This is a genomic window from Leeuwenhoekiella aestuarii (assembly GCF_004104055.1).
Lineage (GTDB): Bacteria > Bacteroidota > Bacteroidia > Flavobacteriales > Flavobacteriaceae > Leeuwenhoekiella > Leeuwenhoekiella aestuarii.
Map to the genome: position 1 here is coordinate 892,340 of NZ_QOVJ01000001.1, position 22,811 is coordinate 915,150.

Here is a 22,811-nt window from a genome sequence, read left to right on the forward strand (position 1 = left end):
GTTAAAACGTGTATGTTTTATTAGGTGTAACACAGTGTGTTAACTTAATATCATTGTTGTTAGTTGGGAGCTCGTTTTCGGGTTCAAAAAATGAAAGTCCTATTTTTAAACAATCAGGCTTGCAAGACGATAGAAACCTGTCGTAGAACCCTTTACCGTAACCCAGCCTATTGCCTTCTATGTCATAAGCAAGTAGTGGTACCAATACAACATCAAGTTGTGAAGGGTCTATTTCAATACCACCTTGAGGTTCTGGAATGCCCCAACAATTAACTTTAATCAAGGTATTATCTGTAAGTAAAAAGTGACGCATTGTTGAATTTGTAAAATCACTTTGTGCAATAGCCGTATTTTTATCTTTGCCATTGAGAATATTGAGTATATACTCGGTGTTGATCTCCTTAAGTTTTTCAATAGTCAGAAAAATGTGATAGAATTCTAGATTCCAAATGGGTAGTTTCAGGAGTTGATTTGCAATATCAATACTCTTATTATCACAGGTTTCTAAGCTTAAATTTTCACGTAAGCTTTTATATTTTTTTCTAAAAAATGGTTTATCCATTTGCATTATTAGCTGTTGAAATATGAAAAATAGCATCGCCTTGATAAACCAGTGAAGCTTCGTTTGTATTTATGATATAACCATCATTTGATGCCTTAACCTTATGTCTGAAAAATCCATAAGGGTCTGTAATTGTTGCTATGATTTCATTTTTTTCTACAAAGTCCCCGCAGGTGGTTTTAAGATGCAACAAGCCGCTGTATTTTGCTCTAATCCACGTACTGCTTTCAATTGTGATAGTTTTATTATTGAATTCTGGAGGAGTGAAATCTTTAGAAAGCATATTAAGATGTTCTAATATGCGCATCGCACCATGCACCCCTTCTCTGGCGATATCTTTATCGCTAATTTGAGATTTTCCACCTTCAAAAAGCAAAACAGGAATATTCATTCTTGCGCAGGTAGAACGATATGATTTTTGGATATTTTTTGAATACACAATAAAGGGTGCGCCAAAAATCTTAGCCAATTCCATCAGTTCAGAATCGCTGGGATCTACGCGTATTTGAGCAACATTAAAACGACTCCCGCCACCAGTATGGAAATCGAGACAATAATTAGCGACCGGTAAAATTTTTGTTGAAAACTGATGCGCAAATCTACTCGCTAGTGACCCGTTTCGAGTCCCTGGAAAGACTCTGTTAAGATCCCGCCCATCTGGAAATGCACGTTCCATATTGAGAAAGCCAAACACATTTATTACCGGAATACAAATGATAGTACCGCGTGCCGGTTTGTTTATTTTTTTTGAAATGACCTGTCGTACAATCTCTACCCCATTAATCTCATCACCGTGAATCCCTGCGGTTAGCAAAACACAAGGTCCAGGCTTTTTAGAGCGATTAATTATGATAGGCACTTCTACTGAAGTGGTTGTGTAGAGTTTTGCCAGATTAAAATTGAGCGTACGTTTTTCACCGGGTTTGATCTTTTCGCCCAGAATGTGTAACACATTTTTATCATCAAATCCTGTCATAAATTAAATTCCGCGTTCTATATAACGTATTACGCTTTTTGCAATATCCTTTCCAGTAGCTTTCTCGATACCTTCAAGACCCGGTGAAGAATTTACTTCAAGAATAAGCGGTCCGCGAGCACTTTGTAACATGTCAACACCTGCAACTCCCAGGCCCATTGCTTTAGCAGCTTTTATCGCCGCATTTTCTTCTTCATCAGAAAGTGTAATAACTTCTGCAGTACCGCCGCGGTGAAGATTAGATCTAAACTCGCCTTCTTTTCCCTGTCGTTTCATAGCTCCCACAACCTGACCATCTATAATAAATGCTCTAATGTCTGCACCTTTAGCTTCTTTGATAAATTCTTGCACAATAACACGTGCTTGAAGGCCATTAAAAGCTTCAATAACAGACTCTGCCGCGTTTTTAGTTTCTGCTAAAACCACACCAAGACCTTGTGTACCTTCTAGTAGTTTTATAATTAAAGGAGCACCACCTACGTGATCTATGATTTCTTCTACATCTCTGCTGTAATTAGTAAAAACAGTTTTTGGTAAACCTAAACGTGCTCTCGATAAGATTTGCAAACTTCTCAGTTTATCACGGCTGCGTACGAGCGCTTGAGATTCGGTTGTAGTAAAACAGCCCATCATCTCAAACTGGCGCACAACTGCGGTGCCATAATAGGTTATAGAAGCACCAATTCTAGGAATTATCGCATCGGTTTCAGAAAGGTATCTTCCTTTGTAATAAACCGATGGTTTCTTCTTTTCTATAATTAAATCACACTTAAGCGGATCTATAACTTCTACATTGTGCTTGCGTTTTTTTGCTGCTTCAACAAGTCTCGCAGTTGAGTATAAGTTTCCGTTTCGGGATAATATTTTTATGTTCATAAGGCTTTCTGAGCGTGAGAGACATCGGTTAATTCGGTGTCTACAATAAATTTTTTAGTAAGGAATTTGCGACCTATTAATACCGGAAATCGCATATCTTCCCGAGAACTTAACGTCAGGGATATTTTAAAGAGTTTATCAAAAAGCCTGATGTTGCTTTGCACTACATACCGGTATTGTATCTCACCATTACTACTTTTTACAGCTGTAATATCATATGATTCAAAACGCATTTCTTTACCGTTATATTCCGGGTGTTTAGGGTCTAAAAATGTACAAAGTAAAATATTGTCTTCTTCGCGAATGTGGTTGCAGTGAATTGAAGAGGTGTAGGCGCCTGTATCAATTTTAATGTCGATATCATTTAAGCCAAGTGCAGGAAAATCTGCCCGGTCTGTGCGTCCTATTACTATCTTCTCCATGTGTTGCAATTTACTAAAAGCATATTTCTTTTTGAGTTGGGGATATTTAAAACTAGGTTAAACAATTTTAAAGGTAGTTGTAAAGTCTTACAATTACGGTGTAAATATAATACCATAACTCGTTAGCAATTTAATCTGATGCCTTGGAGTTTATAATTTTTTAAGCGCGTAAGAAGGCGTAAATTTGGTTTGCATGAAAACCCCTGATTTAGAAATACAATTAAAAACCCTGCCTAAAAGTCCCGGCGTCTATCAATATTATGATAAAAAGGGAAAGTTGCTGTATGTCGGGAAAGCTAAGAACTTAAAAAAACGGGTTTCTTCTTACTTCAACAAGAAGCATGATAATGCCCGAACTCACCTGTTGGTAAAAAAGATTGCAAACATTAAACATATTGTGGTAAACAGTGAGACCGATGCGCTCTTGCTGGAGAACAATATGATCAAAAATTACCAGCCACGATATAATGTGATGCTCAAGGATGATAAGAGTTATCCGTGGATTTGCATTAAAAATGAGCGATTTCCCAGAGTTTTCCCTACACGTAGATTAATTAAAGATGGGAGTGAATATTACGGTCCGTATACCAGCATGAAGACGGTGCATATTTTGCTTGATTTGATCAAAGGACTTTATCCTTTGCGTACCTGCAACTACGATTTGTCTAAAGAAAAGATAGAATCGGGTAAGTATAAAGTTTGTTTAGAATATCATCTAGGCAACTGTCTGGGGCCTTGCGAGGATAAAATCTCTGCGGAAACCTACCACGATAATATTGATGCAATACGTGATATTGTAAAAGGGAACTTTAAAGATTCGCTGCACCGTTTTCGATCTCAAATGAAGGCACACGCTGAAGCTATGGAATTTGAAGATGCCCAGCGTATCAAAGAAAAAATAGACATTTTAGAAGGCTATCAGGCAAAGAGTACAGTTGTTAATCCTTCGATAAATAATGTAGATGTTTTTAGTATCGTTTCTGATGAAGGTTACGGCTATGTCAATTTTTTACAGCTTTCTCACGGAGCGATTATTCGCTCACACACGCTAGAACTTAAAAAGAAACTTGACGAGTCTGATGAAGAATTGCTGGCAATAGGTGTCATAGAAATCAGACAGCGTTTTAACTCGCAATCTTCAGAAATTTATGTTCCGTTTACGTTAGATCTAGGAGACGGCATACGGGTTACAGTGCCCAAACTTGGAGACAAAAAACGTATTGTAGAGTTGTCTGAACGCAATGCAAAATATTTCAGGATGGAGCGTTTTAAGCAAACCAAAATCATAGATCCTGATCGTCATGTAAATCGACTTATGGCTCAGATGAAGTCTGATTTAAGACTTTCGGTAGAGCCCAGACATATAGAATGTTTTGATAATTCAAACATACAGGGAACAAACCCAGTAGCAGCTTGTGTCGTATTTAAAGACGGAAAACCCAGTAAGAAAGATTATCGTAAATTTAATATCAAGACTGTAACGGGACCCGATGATTTTGCGTCTATGGAAGAGGTGGTTTTTAGAAGGTACAGACGTTTACTTAATGAAGATGAACCCTTACCGCAGCTTATTATTGTTGATGGGGGAAAAGGTCAACTTTCTTCTGGTGTCAAAGCATTAGAAGCTTTAGGATTGAGAGGTAAAATAGCCATTATAGGTATAGCAAAAAGATTGGAAGAATTATTTTATCCGGGAGATTCTATTCCGTTGTATCTTGATAAAAAAAGTGAGACGCTTAAAGTGATACAGCAATTGCGGAATGAGGCGCACCGCTTTGGGATAACCTTCCATAGAAATAAAAGAAGTAGTGCCGCCATCACCACAGAGCTAGAGACGATAAGCGGGATTGGAGAAAAAACCGTGGTTGACCTGTTACGACATTTTAGATCAGTAAGTAAAGTAAAAGCTGCTACAGAGAAAGCTTTGGCAGAAGTTATAGGTCCGGCAAAGGCAAAAATTATTTTTACGCATTATCATCAGGAAGAATGAAAATATATCAGAGTCTACTCGTTTTAGTATTATTAAACTGGGCAACTTATGCTCAAGACACGACAACAGTAGATTTTAGCAAGTTTCCAAAAGGTGATAATCTTAAAGTAGGTTTAGTTTTAAGTGGCGGCGGAGCTAAAGGTCTTGCGCATATAGGTGTACTTAAAGAGATCGAAGCTGCCGGGATCAAAATAGATTATATAGGAGGTACGAGTATGGGGGCTATTATTGGTGGCTTGTATGCTTCGGGATATAATGCACATCAATTAGACTCTATTTTTGAAGCGGTAAATTTTGACAAGCTCATACAAGATGATTTACCCCGGAGTGCGCGGTCTTTTTATGAGCGTGCAGATGCTGAAAAATATGCTATTAGCTTACCTTTTGATAACTTTAAGATCTCCTTTCCTTCAGCGTTGTCTAAAGGGCAAAACATTTATAACCTCTTTACCGAATTAACCCATCACGTTCAGGAAGTTGATGATTTCTCAAAATTAGATATTCCGTTTTTCTGCGTAGCAACAGATGCTGAAAAAGGTCAGGCTATCGTTTTAGATAAGGGGTGCCTTCCGGAAGCTATCACGGCTAGCGGAGCTCTTCCTTCCTTATTCAGTCCCGTGATTTTAGATGATAAAATTTTAATAGATGGGGGCGTTGTCAACAATTATCCTGTTGAGGAATTGCGTAGAAGAGGTGCCAATTTTATCATAGGGGTTGATGTACAAGATGATTTAAGAGGTAAGAATGAGCTAAAAAGCGCACCAGAAATGCTTATTCAGATCAACAATTACCGTACGATTGAAGCGATGAAAGATAAAGTAGCTCAAACAGATATTTATATCAAGCCCAATATCGCAGGGTATAGTGTTGTTGATTTTGATAAAGGAGCAGCAATAATAGAAGGCGGAGAAGAAAAAGCCAAAGAGTATAAGTCTGATTTTAAAAAGCTTGCAGATCTACAACATAAAGAATTTATAAAGCCTCCTTTAGAAATAAGTGATCAAGATACCCTGATGATCAGAAGTGTAAGTATTAATGGCAACAAGTATTATACGCGCTCGTACATTTTAGGGAAGCTCAAGATCAAAACTCCGATAGAAACAACATACGGGGCTTTGTTTGATGGAATCAATAATCTGGCAGCTTCAAATAACTTTCAACGGATTAATCATAAATTAGAGCGTTATGATGATGGGCAGTATCACTTAATTATCAACCTGAGCGAAAGCGAAGCGACCACCTATATTAAGGCCGGTATTCACTACGATGATATTTACAAAAGTGCTGCTTTAGTAAACCTTACGAAGAAGCGAGTTTTGTTTAAAAATGATATTGCCTCATTTGATCTGGCTTTGGGAGATAACATTCGTTATAATTTTGATTATTACAGCGATAATGGTTTTTACATTGGTTTTGGTATGCGCTCACGATATAACAGTTTTGAGCGTAAAGTAGATGCACGTTTTGTAGAACAGGTGAGTGATTTACCTCTGGAGAGTTTTAATACCATTACAATAGATTATACAGATCTTACTAATCAAGTGTATTTGCAAACGTTGTTTCAAAAGCAGTTCTCTTTAAATTTGGGATTAGAACACAAATTTCTAAAGATTGATACAGAAAGTGTGCGCTTAATGGATGATCCAGATAGTAAAGTATATTTTGAAAACAGTCATTATTACAGTACTTACGGTAATTTGTTATTAGACACATTTGATAACAAATACTTTCCTACTTCAGGATGGTATTTTAATGGGGATTTTCATCTTTATTTATTTTCATCAGATTACAACGCCAATTTTGAAGAATTTTCTATAGCTCAGGCACATATCAAATATGCAAAGAAGCTCTTTCCAAAATTTTCTATGGTTCTCGATGCTGAAGGAGGTTTTAAAATAGGTGCAGCGACAAATTCAACGCTTAACTTTGTGTTGGGTGGTTGGGGAAATGATTTTATCAATAACCTGGTTTCTTTTTATGGTTACGATTTAATAAGTGTTTCCGGTGATGGTATGGTAAAATCTCAAATCAGTTTTGATTATAATTTCTACCGAAAAAATCATCTCAATTTTGGTGCGAATATTGCCAATCTTGAAAACGATCTTTTTACCTCAGGTAACTGGCTTTCTGCTCCAGATTATACCGGATATTATTTAGGTTATGGACTGGAGACTTTGGTTGGACCTTTGCAAACAAAACTCTCCTATTCTCCCGAAATCGATAAGGTATTTTGGAACTTCAGTCTGGGTTTTTGGTTTTAAGAAAATATTAGCCCAAAACGCTTTCGATTTTACGATATTTGTAAACAACGATAACGTTTTCGAAGAAAAATATAAATTATGCCTTTTTATCATAAACTCGGTAAGATCCCGCATAAGCGGCATACCCAATTTAGAAAGCCTGACGGCAATCTGTATTATGAGCAGCTTTTTGGCACCATTGGCTTTGATGGGATGTACTGCAATATGTACCACGAGCAGCGTCCCACGCAGGTTAAGGAAATTAAGGGAAGTAAAAACATAAAGCCTAAGATCGCTAAGGCAAATCACATTCAATCGTATCGCTTCAGAGGTTTTGAGATCAAACCCGAAGGTGATTATCTCGAAAGTCGCAAACCGGTACTAACCAACAGCGACTGCACCATAATTTTGGCAGCGCCGCAAAATAAAACTCAGGATTATTTTTATAAAAATAGCGATGCAGACGAACTCATTTTCGTACATCGCGGGAGTGGAAAATTTCGCAGTCATTTAGGAAATCTCGATTTCAAATACGGCGATTATATCGTAGTGCCACGCGGCACAATCTATAAAATGGACTTTGACGACAGCGACAACCGTCTGTTTATTGTAGAATCACGACATCCTATTTATACACCCAAGCGCTACCGCAACTGGTTTGGTCAATTGCTGGAGCATTCTCCTTTTTGTGAACGGGATTTACGCAGACCGTATGAATTGGAAACCAACAATAAGACCGGGGATTTCCTGATGAAAATCAAAAAGCAGAACGATTTGTTTGAGATGATTTATGCTACACACCCGTTTGATGTGGTGGGCTATGATGGTTACAATTATCCATATGCGTTTTCCATTCACGATTTTGAGCCTATTACCGGGCGCATTCACCAGCCGCCACCGGTGCACCAGACTTTTGAGACCAGCGCTTTTGTAGTGTGCAGTTTTTGTCCGCGTAAATACGATTACCACCCTAAAAGTATTCCGGCACCTTACAATCACAGTAATATTGACAGCGATGAGGTGCTGTATTATGTAGATGGTGATTTTATGAGCCGCAATGATATTGAAGCCGGGCACATTTCGCTGCATCCTGCAGGTATTCCGCACGGGCCGCATCCTGGAGCAACTGAGCGTAGCATTGGCAAAACCGAAACCGAAGAATTGGCGGTAATGGTAGATACCTTCAAACCCTTGCAAATTTGCGAAGATGCGATGCCTATAGCAGATGAGAGCTATTATAAATCATGGTTGCCTCACTAGATTTTTCAGGAGCTGATACCTGCTTTCCGCTATATCTTTTTCTCGGTGCTTCGATATAATTTGCCGCCAGCAAATCACTCAGCAACCGGTAAAAAGGATGCCGCTGCAATCAGGGCTAGGTTAATCAGCGAATTATGGAATAAACGAATAGTACTTGAAATAAGAAATATGAAAGTGGAAATACGAAGTTTTAAAACGATTAAACAGATCCACGATTCAACAAATAATAAACAAGAAATTAGAAATACCGAATAACTATGGGTAAGGAACTAAAATCCGTTGACTACGGACTCGAAAAAATATTTGAAGGAGCACAGGATTTTCTCCCGCTTCTGGGTACCGACTATGTAGAATTTTATGTAGGTAATGCCAAGCAGGCGGCACATTTCTATAAAACCGCTTTTGGCTTTCAATCCTTCGCATATAGCGGTCTGGAAACCGGTCAAAAAGATCGGGTGAGTTATGTCTTAAAACAGGATAAAATACGTCTGGTGCTTACTTCACCGCTTAACAGCGATTCGCCGATTAATGATCATATCGTAAAACACGGCGACGGCGTAAAAGTGGTTGCCCTTTGGGTAGAAGATGCGCGAAGCGCTTTTGAAGAAACCACAAAACGCGGTGCAAAACCCTTTATGGAGCCCAAAGTTGAAACTGATGAGCAAGGCGAAGTCGTGCGTTCCGGGGTTTACACCTATGGAGAGACGGTGCATATGTTTGTTGAGCGTAAAAACTATAATGGACATTTTATGCCCGGCTACAGAAAATGGGAGTCTGATTACAGCCCGGAGCCTACCGGCTTAAAATACATTGACCATATGGTGGGTAATGTAGGCTGGGGCGAGATGAATACCTGGGTAAAATGGTATGAAGAGGTAATGGGATTTGTAAACTTCCTGACTTTTGATGATAAGCAAATCACCACCGAATATTCGGCTTTGATGAGTAAAGTAATGAGTAACGGCAATGGACGCATTAAGTTTCCAATCAATGAACCGGCAGAAGGCATAAAAAAATCACAGATCGAAGAGTATTTGGATTTTTACGAAGGTCCAGGGGTACAGCATCTTGCCGTGGCGACAGATGATATAGTGCAGACGGTTTCGGCATTAAAAGCCAGAGGTGTGGAATTTCTGCCACCGCCCCCACAAGCCTATTATGATGATATTCCACGCAGATTGGGTGCACATATGGATACTATGAAAGAGGATCTTAACAAATTGCAGGAACTTTCAATACTGGTAGACGCCGATGAAGAAGGCTATTTACTACAGATTTTTACCAAGCCGCTTCAGGACCGACCTACTTTGTTTTTTGAAATCATTCAGCGCATGGGGGCTAAAGGTTTTGGCGCGGGTAATTTTAAAGCACTTTTTGAATCTATTGAGCGTGAGCAGGCTCAGCGGGGAACGCTTTAATTTAAGTATGTAATAATAAAATTTTAAAATCCCTGTTTGTATTCAAGCAGGGATTTTTAGCTTTTGGCTACTTTTGGAATAACTCTTGTAAAAGCATAAGTTACAACAGTGTTGTTGTGCTTAAATCAGATCGCTATGAAAAAATATTATGTTTTATTTCTTACGCTTTTAGTATTGGTTTCTGCCAGTGCACAGGAGCCTGCTTTTGAAGATGGAGAGTGGTTCAAATTCCGTATAAGTTATAGTGGCTGGTGGAAAGCAGGTGAGGCAACTCTTTCGGTTACAAACGATACTTATAATAGCAAGCCGGTATATTATATAAAAGGAAAAGGTGTGACGACGGGTATGACCAAGCTATTTTTTGGTGTTGAAGACTATTATGAAACTTATATTGATAAACAATCCACTTTACCGTACCGTTTTATTCGTAAAATAGATGAAGGAGGACATACAAAAGATAAGGTAATTGACTTTGATCAGAAAGCTCAAGTGGCTACGGTAAATGATAAAAAGCATAATGAAATCAATACCTATAAAACAGAGCCTTCCATTCACGATATGGTATCCAGTTTTTACTACCTGCGTAATTCGATCGATACGAAAAACCTGAAAGAAGGTGATGAGACAGTAATCAATATGTTTTTTGATCAGGAAAACTTTAAGTTTAAACTCAAGTTTTTAGGACGTGAAGTGATTAAGACCAAATTCGGAAAGGTAAACAGCTTGATTTTTAGACCGTATGTTCAGGCAGGACGTGTTTTTAAAGAAAAAGAAAGTCTTACGGTTTGGATTAGTGATGATCAAAATAAAATACCTTTGCAAATCAAAGCAGATTTAGCGGTAGGCTCTTTAAAAGCAGAGATTGAAGCATATAAAGGCCTTAAACATCCATTCTATATTATACAAGATTAATGACGCATAAAAGCAGTCTGGAGACAGATCAACAATTAGAAGCGCTTAGAGAAAAATTTGATGCAATGGGTCAAAACCTGAATCATCAATTAGAAGGATTCGCACATAGTAAGCCCATAAATTATTGGGATTATATTCAGGTTGATTCCTTATTAAGTCTTCAAAACCAGCGTACTCTTCTTCCTGATGAAATGGTTTTTATTATGTATCATCAGATCAACGAACTGCTTTTTAAAATGATTTTATGGGAAATTGAGCAGGTCGCTTATGAGAAAGACTTGAATGTGGTTTTCTTTTCAGAAAAGTTAAATCGCATCAGCAGATACTTTGATATGCTTACTTCTTCTTTTAATATTATGCGAGAAGGGATGAATATGGAGCAGTATCTCAAATTCAGAAGAACCTTAAGTCCTGCAAGTGGTTTTCAAAGTGCGCAGTATCGCTTTGTAGAGTTTGGTTCTACTGAACTCATAAATCTTATAGATGCACGTTTCCGCGAAAGCTTCAAAAATGAAGAAGTTACAGATGAGAGCTACTACGATAAAGTCTTTGAGCATTTATATTGGCAAGCAGCCGGCAAAGATTATGAGACCGGCGATAAAACGTATACGTTAAAAGCATTTGAATTAAAATATAAGGAAGCCTTCATTCGTTTTCTAAAACAATACAAAACCCTAAATTTGTGGGCCAGATTTAAAACCTTGCCACTTTCTGATCAAAAGGATGCAACATTGCTTGAAGCGATGCGTCACTATGATTACACAGTAAATATCAAGTGGGTTATGTCGCACTACCATACTGCCCTTCATTATTTAAGTCAAGGTAAAGAGCCGTTAGAGGCAACAGGCGGTAGTGATTGGGTAAAATATATGCATCCCAAATATCAGAAACGCATATTTTTCCCTGATTTGTGGTCTGAAGAAGAACGCGCAAACTGGGGACAGAATATCTAAATAAAAACATTAAAATTTCAAATACCCTAAATTGAAAAAAATTAGTCTCGTATTGCTGGCTGTACTCACTTTAATGAGTTGTGCTGATGATAAAAAAATAGAAAAAAAACCGGAAGTACAAGAAGTAAAGAAGCCTGTTAATAAAAGGTTTGGTTATGTGCTAGATGATTATGAGGTGATATCAGATACCGTGCAGTCTGGGGATAGTTTTGGTCAGATTTTGTTTGAAAATGGTATTGATTACGGGACTATTCAACAAATTACAGACACCGTACAGTCTACTTTTGATACACGTAAAATTCTTGTAGGTAAGCCATATACCTTACTTAAAAGTAAGGATTCTGCAAATCAGGCAAAAGTTTTTATATATGAGGAAAACAAGATAGATTATGTCGTGCTTGATTTTGCTGATGAGGTTGTAAAAGCTGCCGCTAAAAAAAGACCAGTTACGGTTAAGGAACGTGTGGTAAGCGGTGTTATAAATAGTAACCTTTCTTCTACTTTTGATGATCTTGGTGTGAATATTTTAGTGGCTTATAAAATGGCAGATATTTATGCCTGGACTATTGATTTCTTCCGTCTTCAAGAAGGGGATAGATTTAAAGTAATTTATACTGAGAAGTTTATCAATGATACCATTCCGGCAGGATTTGGAGAAATAAAAGCAAGTTGGTTTGAGCACAAAGGCAAACCTGTTTATGCTTTTGCGTATCAGAATGATTCGGTTAATGATGGTAACAGAGACTTTTATGATCAGCATGCAGATAATTTAAGAAGAGCTTTTTTAAAAAGTCCGCTTAAATTCGGGCGTATTTCGTCTCGCTATAACTTAAAGCGCAGAATCGCGTATTATGGTAATCGTATTCGTCCACATAAGGGAACCGATTTTGCTGCTCCTGTAGGAACTCCGATTATGGCGACTTCAGACGGTACGGTAATCGCTTCAGAATACAGAGGTGGTAATGGAAATTATGTGAAAGTTAGGCACAATAAAACCTATGATACGCAGTATTTACACATGAGTAAACGTGCAGTTAGCAGAGGTGATTATGTGCGACAAGGAGAAGTAATAGGTTATATAGGTATGACTGGTAATACCAGTGGACCTCACGTTTGCTATCGTTTTTGGAAAAACGGTAAGCAAGTTAATCCATTTGCTATAGATTTACCTACTTCAGAGCCTTTAGCAGAAGAACTACAACCTCAATATTTTGAATTTATAGCTCCTTTGAGAGCGCAATTAGATGCAATAACCTTCCAAAAATCAACATAAAATGCAAAAAGTAAATCCTACTAAGACAAAAGCCTGGAAAGCACTTCAGGCACATTTTGAAGACATTAAAGATGTCGAAATGAAGAAACTCTTTGAAGATCAATCAAGGGCAGCAGCTTTTACTTTGAAGTGGGAAGACTTTTATGTGGATTACAGTAAAAACAGGATCACTGAAGAGACAAAATCTTTATTGCTGGATCTAGCTAAAGAAATGAATCTTGAGGAAGCTAAGGCAGCTTATTTTGGCGGAGCCGAAATAAATGAGACTGAAGGTCGTGCAGTAATGCATACGGCTCTTCGTCAGCCCAGTACAGCAAATGTAAAGATTGATGGAGCAGATGTAATTCCTGAAGTAAACGAAGTAAAAGCAAAAATTAAGGGTTTTTGCGACACTGTTATTAGTGGTGAACATAAAGGATATACTGGTAAAGCAATTACCGATGTGGTGAATATAGGTATTGGAGGTTCTGATCTTGGTCCTGTTATGGTTGCTGAAGCTTTAGCATATTACCATAACCATTTAAAAGTTCATTTCATATCTAATGTAGATGGCGATCACGTTCACGAATCTCTAAAAGCTTTAAATCCGGAAACAACCTTGTTTGTGATCGTATCTAAAACCTTTACAACTCAAGAAACACTTTCTAATGCTAATACTGCACGTAAATGGTTTTTAGGTAAAGTTTCTGGTGCTGTAGCAGACGGTGAGGCTGTCGCAAAACACTTTGTTGCCGTTTCTACAAATGAGACTGCCGTTAAAGATTTTGGCATAGACCCTAATAATGTTTTCACAATGTGGGACTGGGTTGGTGGTCGTTTCTCATTATGGAGTTCGGTAGGGCTTTCTATTGCTTTGGCGGTGGGCTACAACAATTTTGAGAGTATGCTTGCTGGCGCTCATAAAGCTGATGAGCATTTCAAAAACACACCACTTGATGAGAATATTTCAGTAATACTGGCGCTTGTAACAGTATGGTACAACAATTTCTTTGGTGCAGAAAGTGAAGCGATTATTCCTTATACACAATATTTACACCGTTTCCCTGCTTACCTTCAACAGGCAATTATGGAAAGTAACGGTAAAAGTGTGGACCGTAATGGAAAGCACGTAGATTATCAAACGGGGCAAATAGTTTGGGGAGAACCGGGAACCAATTCACAACATGCATTTTTTCAGTTGATACATCAGGGAACTAAAATTATTCCTACTCATTTTATTGGCTATAAACATTCATTACATGGTGATGTAGATCACCATAATAAGTTGATGGCTAACTTTTTTGCGCAAACTGAAGCTTTAATGAATGGTAAAACAGAAGCTGAAGCTAGGGCAGAATTAGAAGCTTCTGATATGGATGCTAATGCGATTCAGAAATTGGTTCCATTTAAGGTTTTTGATGGTAATAAACCTACTACAACAATCCTTATTGATAAGCTAACTCCAGAAAGTTTAGGTGCGTTGATAGCGTTATATGAGCATAAGATCTTTACCGAAGGTATTTTATGGAACATATTTAGCTATGACCAGTGGGGTGTTGAGTTAGGAAAACAGTTGGCAAAAAATGTTTTAACTGATTTAAATTCAGAGACTATAGCTTCCCATGATTCCTCAACAACAGCTTTAATTAAAGCATTTAAAGAGTAAATTTTACGCTTATTTGGATTTAGATTTTTAACTGTTAAATATTAATTTAAAATATTTAGGGGTTAAAATAGCACATACGCTGTTGAGATGTTATTCTTAACATTGCGTTAATATTTAATTAGGTCTTTATTAAGACTTTTGCGCAAAATCTAAATTTAAACAAGCACAATGAAAAAAATTACAAGTTCACTAACACTTGTGTTTCTTCTGTTTACAGCCTTTATGCAAGCACAAGGAACAATTCGTGGTACTGTAGTAGACGGTGAAAATGGTACGCCGCTACCTGGAGTAAACGTAGTTGTTGAAGGAACAACTAACGGAGTATCAACTGATTTTGACGGAGTTTTCGAAATTCAGGTTGTTGATAATGCAGGTTCTTTACGTGTCTCTTACGTAGGGTTTAAGCCTTCTACTATTGCTTTTGATTTGTCTGGTAAAAAAGTAATAGATCTTGGGACGGTCCAGTTGGAAATGGATTCTGATGCCCTTGATGAGGTAATTGTCAAAGCGTATTCTCTAGCAATTGATCGTAAAACACCGGTTGCAGTTTCTACAATTAAAGCTGAGACCATTCAGAATGAATTGGGTAGTCAGGAATTTCCTGAAATCCTAAAAACAACTCCTGGTGTTTATGTAACCCGAGGTGGTGGTGGTTTTGGAGATGCAGAACTGCGTGTACGTGGTTTTAACTCTGAAAACGTTGCGGTAATGATAAACGGTATTCCGGTAAACGATATGGAAAATGGTCGTGTATATTGGAGTAACTGGGCAGGTCTATCTGATGTAACTAGTTCTATGCAGGTACAAAGAGGTCTTGGTGCGGCAATGATAGGTCTTCCTTCTATTGGAGGTACTGTAAACATTGTTACAAAAGCTACTGACATCAATAAAGGTGGAAATGTAATGATGACCACAGGTAATGATGGTTATACAAAATATGGCTTTACACTTTCTACAGGGATGTTAGAAAATGATTGGGCGGCTACGGTAAGTCTTTCTAGAACTACTGGAGAGCAGTTTGTAGATGCTACTACAATTGATGCTTATTCTTACTTTTTAAACCTAGCAAAAAAAATCGGTGATAATCACGAATTGTCGTTTACTGCTTTTGGAGCGCCACAACGTCACGGCCAGCGTCAAAATCGATTGTTAATAGACGATTATAGAAGAAGTGATCGTGGTATACGTACCAATACAGATTATGGTTATAAAAATGGTCAGCTGGTAAATATTGAAGACAACTTCTACCATAAGCCACAGATGTCGTTAAACCATTATTGGACAATTAATGATATTTCATCATTAACTACTTCAGTTTACTATTCTATAGGTACTGGAGGTGGCGGAGGTACTGCGGGTACTAATAAATTCGGGAAATACGATACAAACTATCGTGATCAAGAATTTGGACCTGTAAATCTTGATAAGATCGTTGCAGAAAATAAGGCTTTAGGTCAGGCAACAAGTGCTGAAACTTTCTTGAGAGCTTCAAGAAACAACCACCAGTGGTATGGTGCTTTGTCAACATACAATACAGAACTTTCTGAATATATAGATTTAACTGCAGGTGTAGATTTGCGTTTTTACAGAGGGGATCACTATACAGAATTAACTGATCTTTTAGGAGCTGCTTTTTATTTAGATAATAGTGATGTAAATAATCCTAACAGAGTTGTTAGAGAAGGGGATAAGTATAACTATAATGACACCGGTTATACTAACTGGCAAGGGTTATTTGCTCAGGCAGAATATAACAAAGATGCTATTTCTGCTGTGATTTCTGTTGCAGGTAACAACACTTCTTACAAAAGAGAAGATTATTATAAGTATACACCAGACGATCCGTTAAGAGAAACAGATTGGATAAACTTTACAGCTTTTAGTACTAAAGGAGGTATTAATTATCGTCTGGATGATGTAAATAATGTATTTGCAAATGTAGGGTATTTTGAACGAGCTCCATTTAATGAAGCGGTTTTTATAAACAATCGAAATGTTGTAAATGAGGATGCCGAAAACCAAAAGATATTTAGTGCAGAACTAGGTTATGGCTTAAGAACAGATAATTTTAGAGCTGACTTGAATGTATATCGTACTAAATGGATGGATAGATCATATACTATAACAAGAACAGCCAACACTATTCAATACACCGCAAATATTTTAGGGGTAGACGCACTACACCAGGGTGTTGAATTAGAATTGCAATACCGTCCTATAGAGACTTTAACCTTGACTGGTATGGCATCTTTGGGAGACTGGCAATGGGATAATAATGTAACTAATGTTCAGGTTTTTGACGATCAACAAAATCCTATTGGAGACCCAATTGATATCTTTTTAGAGGGTGTGAAAGTGGGTAACTCAGCACAAACTACCTTTGCATTAGGTGCAGATTATGCTGTGCTTGCTTCAACAACTGTAAGAGCTTCATTTAACTATGCAGGTAATTACTATGCCGATTATGACGTAACTGGTCGTAGCGTAGAAGGTTTGCCACAAACTTGGGAGATGCCAGATTACGGAGTATTTGACTTGGGCTTAACACACAGATTTAATTTTGGTGGATTTAATGCACAAATAAATGCTAACGTGTTCAATGTATTAGGTACTGAGTATATTTCTGACGCGCAAGATGGTGATGGTTCTGTTGCTGAAACAGCATTAGTTTACTACGGTCCTGGTAGAACATACACTGTAGGAGCAAAAATTAATTTTTAATAAAAAATTGAAATGAAAAAATTTAACTATTTAATCGTTGTAATTACCATAGGCGTTATGTCTGTGGGTTGCGATCCTGTAGAGGATATAAATGATAGCCTGGCTGCAAATGAGCCTGGTATCAGCACTGTATTGGATTATACGTTAACTGATGATGACTACGAAGATTTAGAGCTTTCATTTGGTAACTTTAGTAGCCTTGACGATGCTAAGGCTTTAATACCTCAGGTGCTTAAAAATAACTTTCCGGTACTAGGAGCTGGTTCATTGGCCAATGTTAGCTTTAATATTTATGATCCTATACGTGTTCAGGATTATGCTGTGAATGCGGCAGATTATGAAGAAGCTGGTCTTTCAGAGGCTTATTTTTCTGGTTTAGATGATGTTCAGGATTTTCTGGATCTTAAATACCCACAAGCTGAAAATGGAGATTATGTAAATCTTACGTATCAGGTATTAGCTGACGAAATCGCTTATACACTTGATGCAGATGATTTTGACTTGATAGGTGATGAATTGGCTGATGCTTATCCTGATCCTGCATCAAGTGCAGCTCAATACAGCAATTTTGAAAAGAGAGATGGAAGTGATTCTTTCTGGTCTGATGATATGATCCTTGAGGCTATCAATATTGTATTAGCTGATAATTTTGACAATGTTTCAGGTCAAAAGTACAGTGTTTCTTATGCAATTTATGATGGAAGCGCTGGTGCTGAAAGTATGACTGTTCAGTTTGATGGTAACGCTTATGTTGCAGTTGGCGGTGTAGCTTACGAATTTGTTGATTCAGATTATGAATTGGCAGCTACACAGTTAGCTACAGCATATCCGGGACCTGCAGCTAATGCTGGTCAATTTGGTAGCTTTGATGTTCGTGAAACTAGCGACAACTATTGGAGTCCTGCAATGTTGCTTGAAGCATTTAATATTGTTCTAGATGCTCAATATCCTGATTCTGCAGAAGGGAATAAATTTGAATTGACTTATGCGATTTATAACGGTGCAGTTTCAACCCAAGTTTCTTCTGTAATTAAAGAAGGAGATACTTTTGTAATAGATGAGACTGCTTCAGTTTCTACTATTGAGGCAACTGCAGTTTATGCATATGCAAACAATACCTGGAATAAGCCCTTTACTTTAGAGTCTGAAGATTACACAGAGATGGAGCAAAGATTCCCTAATTTTGATGATGAGGACGAGGCTATCTATAAGCTACAAATTTTCTTAGGTAGAGAGTTTCCTTACGCAGAAGAGGGCGATTTTGTAGCTGTTGCTTACGCTTTTTATGATGGTTCTACATCAACAGAATATGCAAACTTTGTATTTAAAAATGGATCTTTTGTGAATATTCCTAGTGTGGTAGAGTCTTCTTTACAGTTTGGTAATGATGGTTCAACTTGGGTGCCAGATAATACTATCGCTTATTCACTTGCAGGTGCAGATTACATATTAATAGCAGATGCTCTTGCTGCAGAATATCCTGCTCAAACAGCAAGTATGGCGCAATATGGAAACTTAGATCGTCGTAGTGGTAATGCTGCTTATTGGAGTGATGATATGATCGTAGAGGGAATGAATGTTCTTCTTGATGAGATTGCCCCTTCAGCTGCAGAAGGTCAGAAATATGCGGTTACATTTGACATTTACAACGGTTCTAATACTACTGAAACTTTCTATCTGATCAAAACAGATGGGGCGTGGGTATTACAGTAATATATAAATTACTTTAAGTAAAACCTCCTACACTACTGTAGGAGGTTTTCTTTTCTATAGCTATATTGAAAACCAATATTTTATTTATGAAAAAGATAAACCTTAAAAGAAATGCGATCCGCTTTTTTAATACCGCTTTTGTGCTTTTACTTTTAAGCTGTAGTGGCGGTGATGATTCTCCGGAAACTCCAGATCCAGAAACTGAAGTTGATAAACCCGTGGCACAGGCTGATTCTTATACGACAGGTGAAAATGAATCAATTACTTTTGATGACTTACTAGATAATGATACCATCTTTGATTTTGGAAGAGTTTCTGAAATCGATAAAGAGTCTTCAAAAGGTGGAACTATTTTGGATAACAGAGACGGTTCTTTTACTTATACGCCACCTAGTAATTTTACAGGTGAGGATACTTTTGAATATACTTTGTGTGATGCACTGACTCCGGTAAATTGCTCTTCTACTACCGTTACTGTTACTGTAACAGGTTCAGATCCTATTGCCGTAGCTGATAGCTATGAAGTAAAGGAAAATAGCGTTTTTAAAATAAATAACTACCTTCAAAATGATGAACTGCTGGATAATGCAATAGTAACAGAGTTGGATTTAACATGCACTAATGGTTCTGCAGTTTTAAATGAGGATGGTTCGATCTCGTATACTGCGTCTAATGGATATGCAGGTGAAGATACATTTACATATACCATTTGCGATGATGATGAAACTCCGGTTTGCTCTACAGCCACTATTACCATCACGGTTATAGACGAAGGTACTCCTGTCGCTGTTGATGACGAGTTTGTGTTTAGACAAGAAAATCAGACGTTAACCTTAGAGGGTTTTACTGATAATGATGATTTGATTGACGATGCTGTTGTGACTGAGATCAGTTACTCGGGATCTGGATCTGCAACGCTTAATGAAGATGGTACGATCACCTATACTTCTTCAAATGATTTTATAGGGGAAGAAACCATTGTTTATACGTTGTGTGATGATGATGAGGCACCGTCTTGTGTAACTGCCACAATAACTATTAAGCTTGTAGATGGTCTTGATGTTAATATTCCAGCGGTACTTGAATACTATTACGGAGATTTAGCGCTTACTACAGATGAAGATCTAAATTTCACTGTGCTCCGCACGCTTACACAGGAGATGCATACTACGATTCTTACGTATTTTGAGCGTCACGAATATTTATACGATGCAGATGCAGATTTAGATAATCCTGCAAATGTTATACTGATGTATACCGGTGAAAGCAGAGATCGTAGAGAGTATACCTCAGGGAGTAATTCCTACTCACCTCAAACTTTTAATACCGAACATATTTTTCCGCAGTCGCGTTTAGCAACTGCAAACGCAGTTACAGATTTACATCATTTACGCTCTACAGATGACGCGATCAACTCTCTTCGTCTTAATTACCCGTATACAGATGGAAGTGGAGAATATGCGTTGGTCAACGGCAATTCTTGGTTTCCAGGAGATGAATGGAAAGGTGATGTGGCGCGTATGGTACTTTATTTAAATATACGCTACGGAGAAGACTATACTAAAATAGGAACACTAGATTTATTCTTAAAGTGGAATCGTGAAGACCCGGTTTCAGATTTTGAACGTCAGCGAAACGGAGTAATTGAAGGTGCACAGGGAGTTCGTAATCCATTTATTGACAACCCGTATTTAGCAACTTTAATTTGGGGAGGAACCGCAGCTGAGAATACTTGGGAGTAGTTAGCTTTTATGTTATGATTTATAAAACCCTTTCATTTAGAAAGGGTTTTTTGCTATCTGTTCTTTACTTTTCGGTTGTTTTCAAGCCAAAAAGTTATCTTTGAATTTCAAAAATCAGACTATGTATAACACCATTCAATTTGTACACTCGTATTGGGCTTATTTGGTCCTCATTGTACTTACTATAACCGTAATCAATTCACTGGTTTCTTATTTTGGAAATAAAGAATTTGGAGCTCGGGATTTTAGATTAGCATTATTTACGTTGATCGTTACACACATCCAATTATTAATCGGGATCGTGCTTTATTTTGTTTCTCCACTTGGAGCAAAAGCCATAGCTTCTGAAGGCATGAGCGCAGCGATGAGCGATCCTAATTTACGCTTGTATGTGGTGGAGCATCCAATAGGAATGATACTTGCCGTAATATTTATTACGGTTGGCTATAGTAAGCATAAGAAGAAATTGACTTCTAAGCCTAAATTTAAACTTTTGGCGATTTTCTATACACTTGCACTTGCTTGTGTATTATATATGATTCCTTGGTCTAACTGGTTTTAATAATAGACTTGAGTTCAGAGACATAAGTATTTAGATAAAAAACCCTTCGATTAGCTTGCCAATCGAAGGGTTTTTTTTGTCTAACGATTCATCCAGTCTTCAATCTCTTCCACTTCAAGTGGTATGTTTCGCATCAGATTAAACGGCTCTCCGTTTTCTTGAATTACTACATCATCTTCCAATCGAATCCCGAAACCTTCCTCAGGAATGTAAATTCCCGGTTCAACGGTAAATACATTGTTTACGTGCATCGGTTCGTGAAGTAGTCCATAATCATGGGTGTCCAGACCTATATGGTGTGATGTACCGTGCATAAAGTATTTTTTATAAGCCGGCCAATCTTTGTTTTCGTTTTGAACATCGGCTTTGTCCAGTAGGCCAAGACCCAACAATTCTGAAGTCATTAGTTTGCCTACTTCTTCATGATAAGGACCCCATAAGTTTCCTGGAGTGAGCATTTTTGTAGCTTCTTTCTTTACGCGTAAAACAGCATTATAAACGTCCTTTTGACGATCGGTAAACCTACCGGATACCGGAATCGTACGGGTCATATCGCTGCTGTAATTTGCATATTCAGCACCAATGTCTAACAGAATTAAATCTCCGGCTTTACATTCAGAATTATTCACAACATAATGCAATACATTGGCATTGTTGCCTGAGGCTACAATAGGTGTGTACGCAAAGCCTTTAGAGCGGTTACGCAAAAACTCGTGCATAAATTCGGCTTCTATTTCATACTCCATCACACCGGGTTTAGTGAACTGTAAAACGCGTTTAAAACCTTTTTCGGTGATATTGCAAGCTTGTTGCATAATGTCAAGTTCAATTGGGTCTTTTACAGAACGTAAACGCTGCAGGATAGGATTGCTCTTAGCTACACTATGAGCAGGATATTGTTCTTTAATCGCTTTGTTGAAACGAGCCTCTCGAGTTTCGGTCTCTACATTTGCACGGTAATGTTCGTTGGTATTGATGTAAATGGTTTCGGCCTGTGTCATCAATTCATAAAAAATCTTATCCCATTCCTGTAACCAATATACAGTTTCAACACCGCTAACTTCTAGTGCTTTTTCTTTAGTGAGTTTTTCGCCTTCCCATACAGCGATGTGCTCATTGGTTTCCTTTAAAAATAAAATTTCGCGATGCTTCGCTTTAGGACAATCAGGAAAAAGAACTAAGATACTTTCTTCCTGATCTACTCCGCTTAAAAAGAATAAATCGCGGTTTTGCTGAAAAGGCATGGTGCTGTCTGCACCTATAGGATAAATGTCGTTACTGTTGAAAACAGCAAGGCTATTTGGCTTCATTGCAGCCATAAAATCCTTGCGATTTTTTATAAAAAGATTACGGTCTATTAAGTCGTATTTCATAGTTGTAATTTGAATTTTTTCAAAGGTAAAGGAAATTAAAGCGATGCTGAAATAAAGTGACGAGCCTCCCTTTTTAATAGAAGGTTTTTCTTTCGCTCATTAAAGGGGATATTTGTATTTAAAAACATGGTCATAACTAGGTCTTTGTTGTGCAAATCACTATTTTTAGAAGC

17 protein-coding genes are annotated in these 22,811 nt (G+C 37.7%); 12 read left to right on the plus strand and 5 right to left on the minus strand.

Translation table 11 applies throughout. The features are described from left to right. Position 1: 1 nt before the first annotated feature. Genes DSM03_RS04000 through DSM03_RS04015 form a run of 4 tightly spaced genes read right to left on the minus strand, consistent with a single transcriptional unit; the run spans position 2 to position 2,836 of the window. Positions 2–562 carry a 5-formyltetrahydrofolate cyclo-ligase gene (locus DSM03_RS04000; RefSeq protein ID WP_128759716.1) on the minus strand — a complete coding sequence of 187 codons (561 nt, stop codon included), beginning with the start codon at positions 560–562 and terminating at the stop codon, positions 2–4. Next, complete coding sequence (locus DSM03_RS04005; protein ID WP_128759717.1) at positions 555–1,538, minus strand: succinylglutamate desuccinylase/aspartoacylase family protein; 984 nt, start codon at positions 1,536–1,538, stop codon at positions 555–557. The genes DSM03_RS04000 and DSM03_RS04005 overlap by 8 nt, the downstream gene beginning before the upstream one ends. Before the next feature lie 3 nt (positions 1,539–1,541). Continuing rightward, positions 1,542–2,414 (minus strand): 30S ribosomal protein S6--L-glutamate ligase, encoded by an 873-nt coding sequence (gene rimK / locus DSM03_RS04010; RefSeq protein ID WP_128759718.1) that lies wholly within the window; start codon positions 2,412–2,414, stop codon positions 1,542–1,544. Next, a complete protein-coding gene (locus tag DSM03_RS04015; protein WP_128759719.1) occupies positions 2,411–2,836 on the minus strand; it encodes an ATP-dependent zinc protease family protein in 426 nt (141 codons plus the stop codon). Before DSM03_RS04015 ends, rimK begins: the two co-directional genes overlap by 4 nt. Positions 2,837–3,029: 193 nt before the next feature. Between DSM03_RS04015 and uvrC the strand changes: the two genes are divergently transcribed. From uvrC to DSM03_RS04075, 12 genes are all read left to right on the plus strand, one after another. Further along, positions 3,030–4,826 (plus strand): excinuclease ABC subunit UvrC, encoded by a 1,797-nt coding sequence (gene uvrC / locus DSM03_RS04020; protein WP_128759720.1) that lies wholly within the window; start codon positions 3,030–3,032, stop codon positions 4,824–4,826. After that, a complete protein-coding gene (locus DSM03_RS04025; protein ID WP_128759721.1) occupies positions 4,823–7,087 on the plus strand; it encodes a patatin-like phospholipase family protein in 2,265 nt (754 codons plus the stop codon). The genes uvrC and DSM03_RS04025 overlap by 4 nt, the downstream gene beginning before the upstream one ends. A 78-nt stretch (positions 7,088–7,165) precedes the next feature. Further along, positions 7,166–8,326, plus strand: coding sequence for a homogentisate 1,2-dioxygenase (locus tag DSM03_RS04030; protein WP_128759722.1), 1,161 nt, complete (start codon positions 7,166–7,168; stop codon positions 8,324–8,326). Between the two features lie 257 nt (positions 8,327–8,583). Then, positions 8,584–9,744: a 4-hydroxyphenylpyruvate dioxygenase gene (gene hppD, locus DSM03_RS04035; protein WP_128759723.1), complete on the plus strand. Its 1,161-nt coding sequence runs from the start codon at positions 8,584–8,586 to the stop codon at positions 9,742–9,744. Between the two features lie 135 nt (positions 9,745–9,879). Further along, positions 9,880–10,656 carry a DUF3108 domain-containing protein gene (locus DSM03_RS04040; protein ID WP_128759724.1) on the plus strand — a complete coding sequence of 259 codons (777 nt, stop codon included), beginning with the start codon at positions 9,880–9,882 and terminating at the stop codon, positions 10,654–10,656. Continuing rightward, a complete protein-coding gene (locus DSM03_RS04045; protein ID WP_128759725.1) occupies positions 10,656–11,609 on the plus strand; it encodes a tryptophan 2,3-dioxygenase family protein in 954 nt (317 codons plus the stop codon). Before DSM03_RS04040 ends, DSM03_RS04045 begins: the two co-directional genes overlap by 1 nt. A gap of 31 nt (positions 11,610–11,640) precedes the next feature. Next, complete coding sequence (locus DSM03_RS04050; RefSeq protein ID WP_236638703.1) at positions 11,641–12,882, plus strand: M23 family metallopeptidase; 1,242 nt, start codon at positions 11,641–11,643, stop codon at positions 12,880–12,882. Position 12,883: 1 nt separating this feature from the next. Then, complete coding sequence (pgi, locus tag DSM03_RS04055) at positions 12,884–14,527, plus strand: glucose-6-phosphate isomerase (RefSeq protein ID WP_128759726.1); 1,644 nt, start codon at positions 12,884–12,886, stop codon at positions 14,525–14,527. Positions 14,528–14,695: 168 nt separating this feature from the next. Further along, a complete protein-coding gene (locus tag DSM03_RS04060; RefSeq protein WP_128759727.1) occupies positions 14,696–17,248 on the plus strand; it encodes a TonB-dependent receptor in 2,553 nt (850 codons plus the stop codon). A gap of 12 nt (positions 17,249–17,260) precedes the next feature. Next, positions 17,261–18,961: a nuclear transport factor 2 family protein gene (locus DSM03_RS04065; RefSeq protein WP_128759728.1), complete on the plus strand. Its 1,701-nt coding sequence runs from the start codon at positions 17,261–17,263 to the stop codon at positions 18,959–18,961. Positions 18,962–19,047: 86 nt separating this feature from the next. Further along, the gene (locus DSM03_RS04070) at positions 19,048–20,703 is read left to right on the plus strand and encodes an Ig-like domain-containing protein (RefSeq protein ID WP_128759729.1); all 1,656 of its coding nucleotides are present in this window, start codon (positions 19,048–19,050) and stop codon (positions 20,701–20,703) included. Between the two features lie 121 nt (positions 20,704–20,824). Continuing rightward, on the plus strand, positions 20,825–21,265 hold the full coding sequence (locus DSM03_RS04075; protein ID WP_128759730.1) for a hypothetical protein: 441 nt from the start codon (positions 20,825–20,827) through the stop codon (positions 21,263–21,265). Between the two features lie 80 nt (positions 21,266–21,345). Here the strand turns inward: DSM03_RS04075 and DSM03_RS04080 are convergent, their stop codons facing one another. After that, entirely contained in the window at positions 21,346–22,638 is a 1,293-nt protein-coding gene (locus tag DSM03_RS04080; protein WP_128759731.1) for an aminopeptidase P family protein, read from the minus strand. Positions 22,639–22,811: the final 173 nt, after the last annotated feature.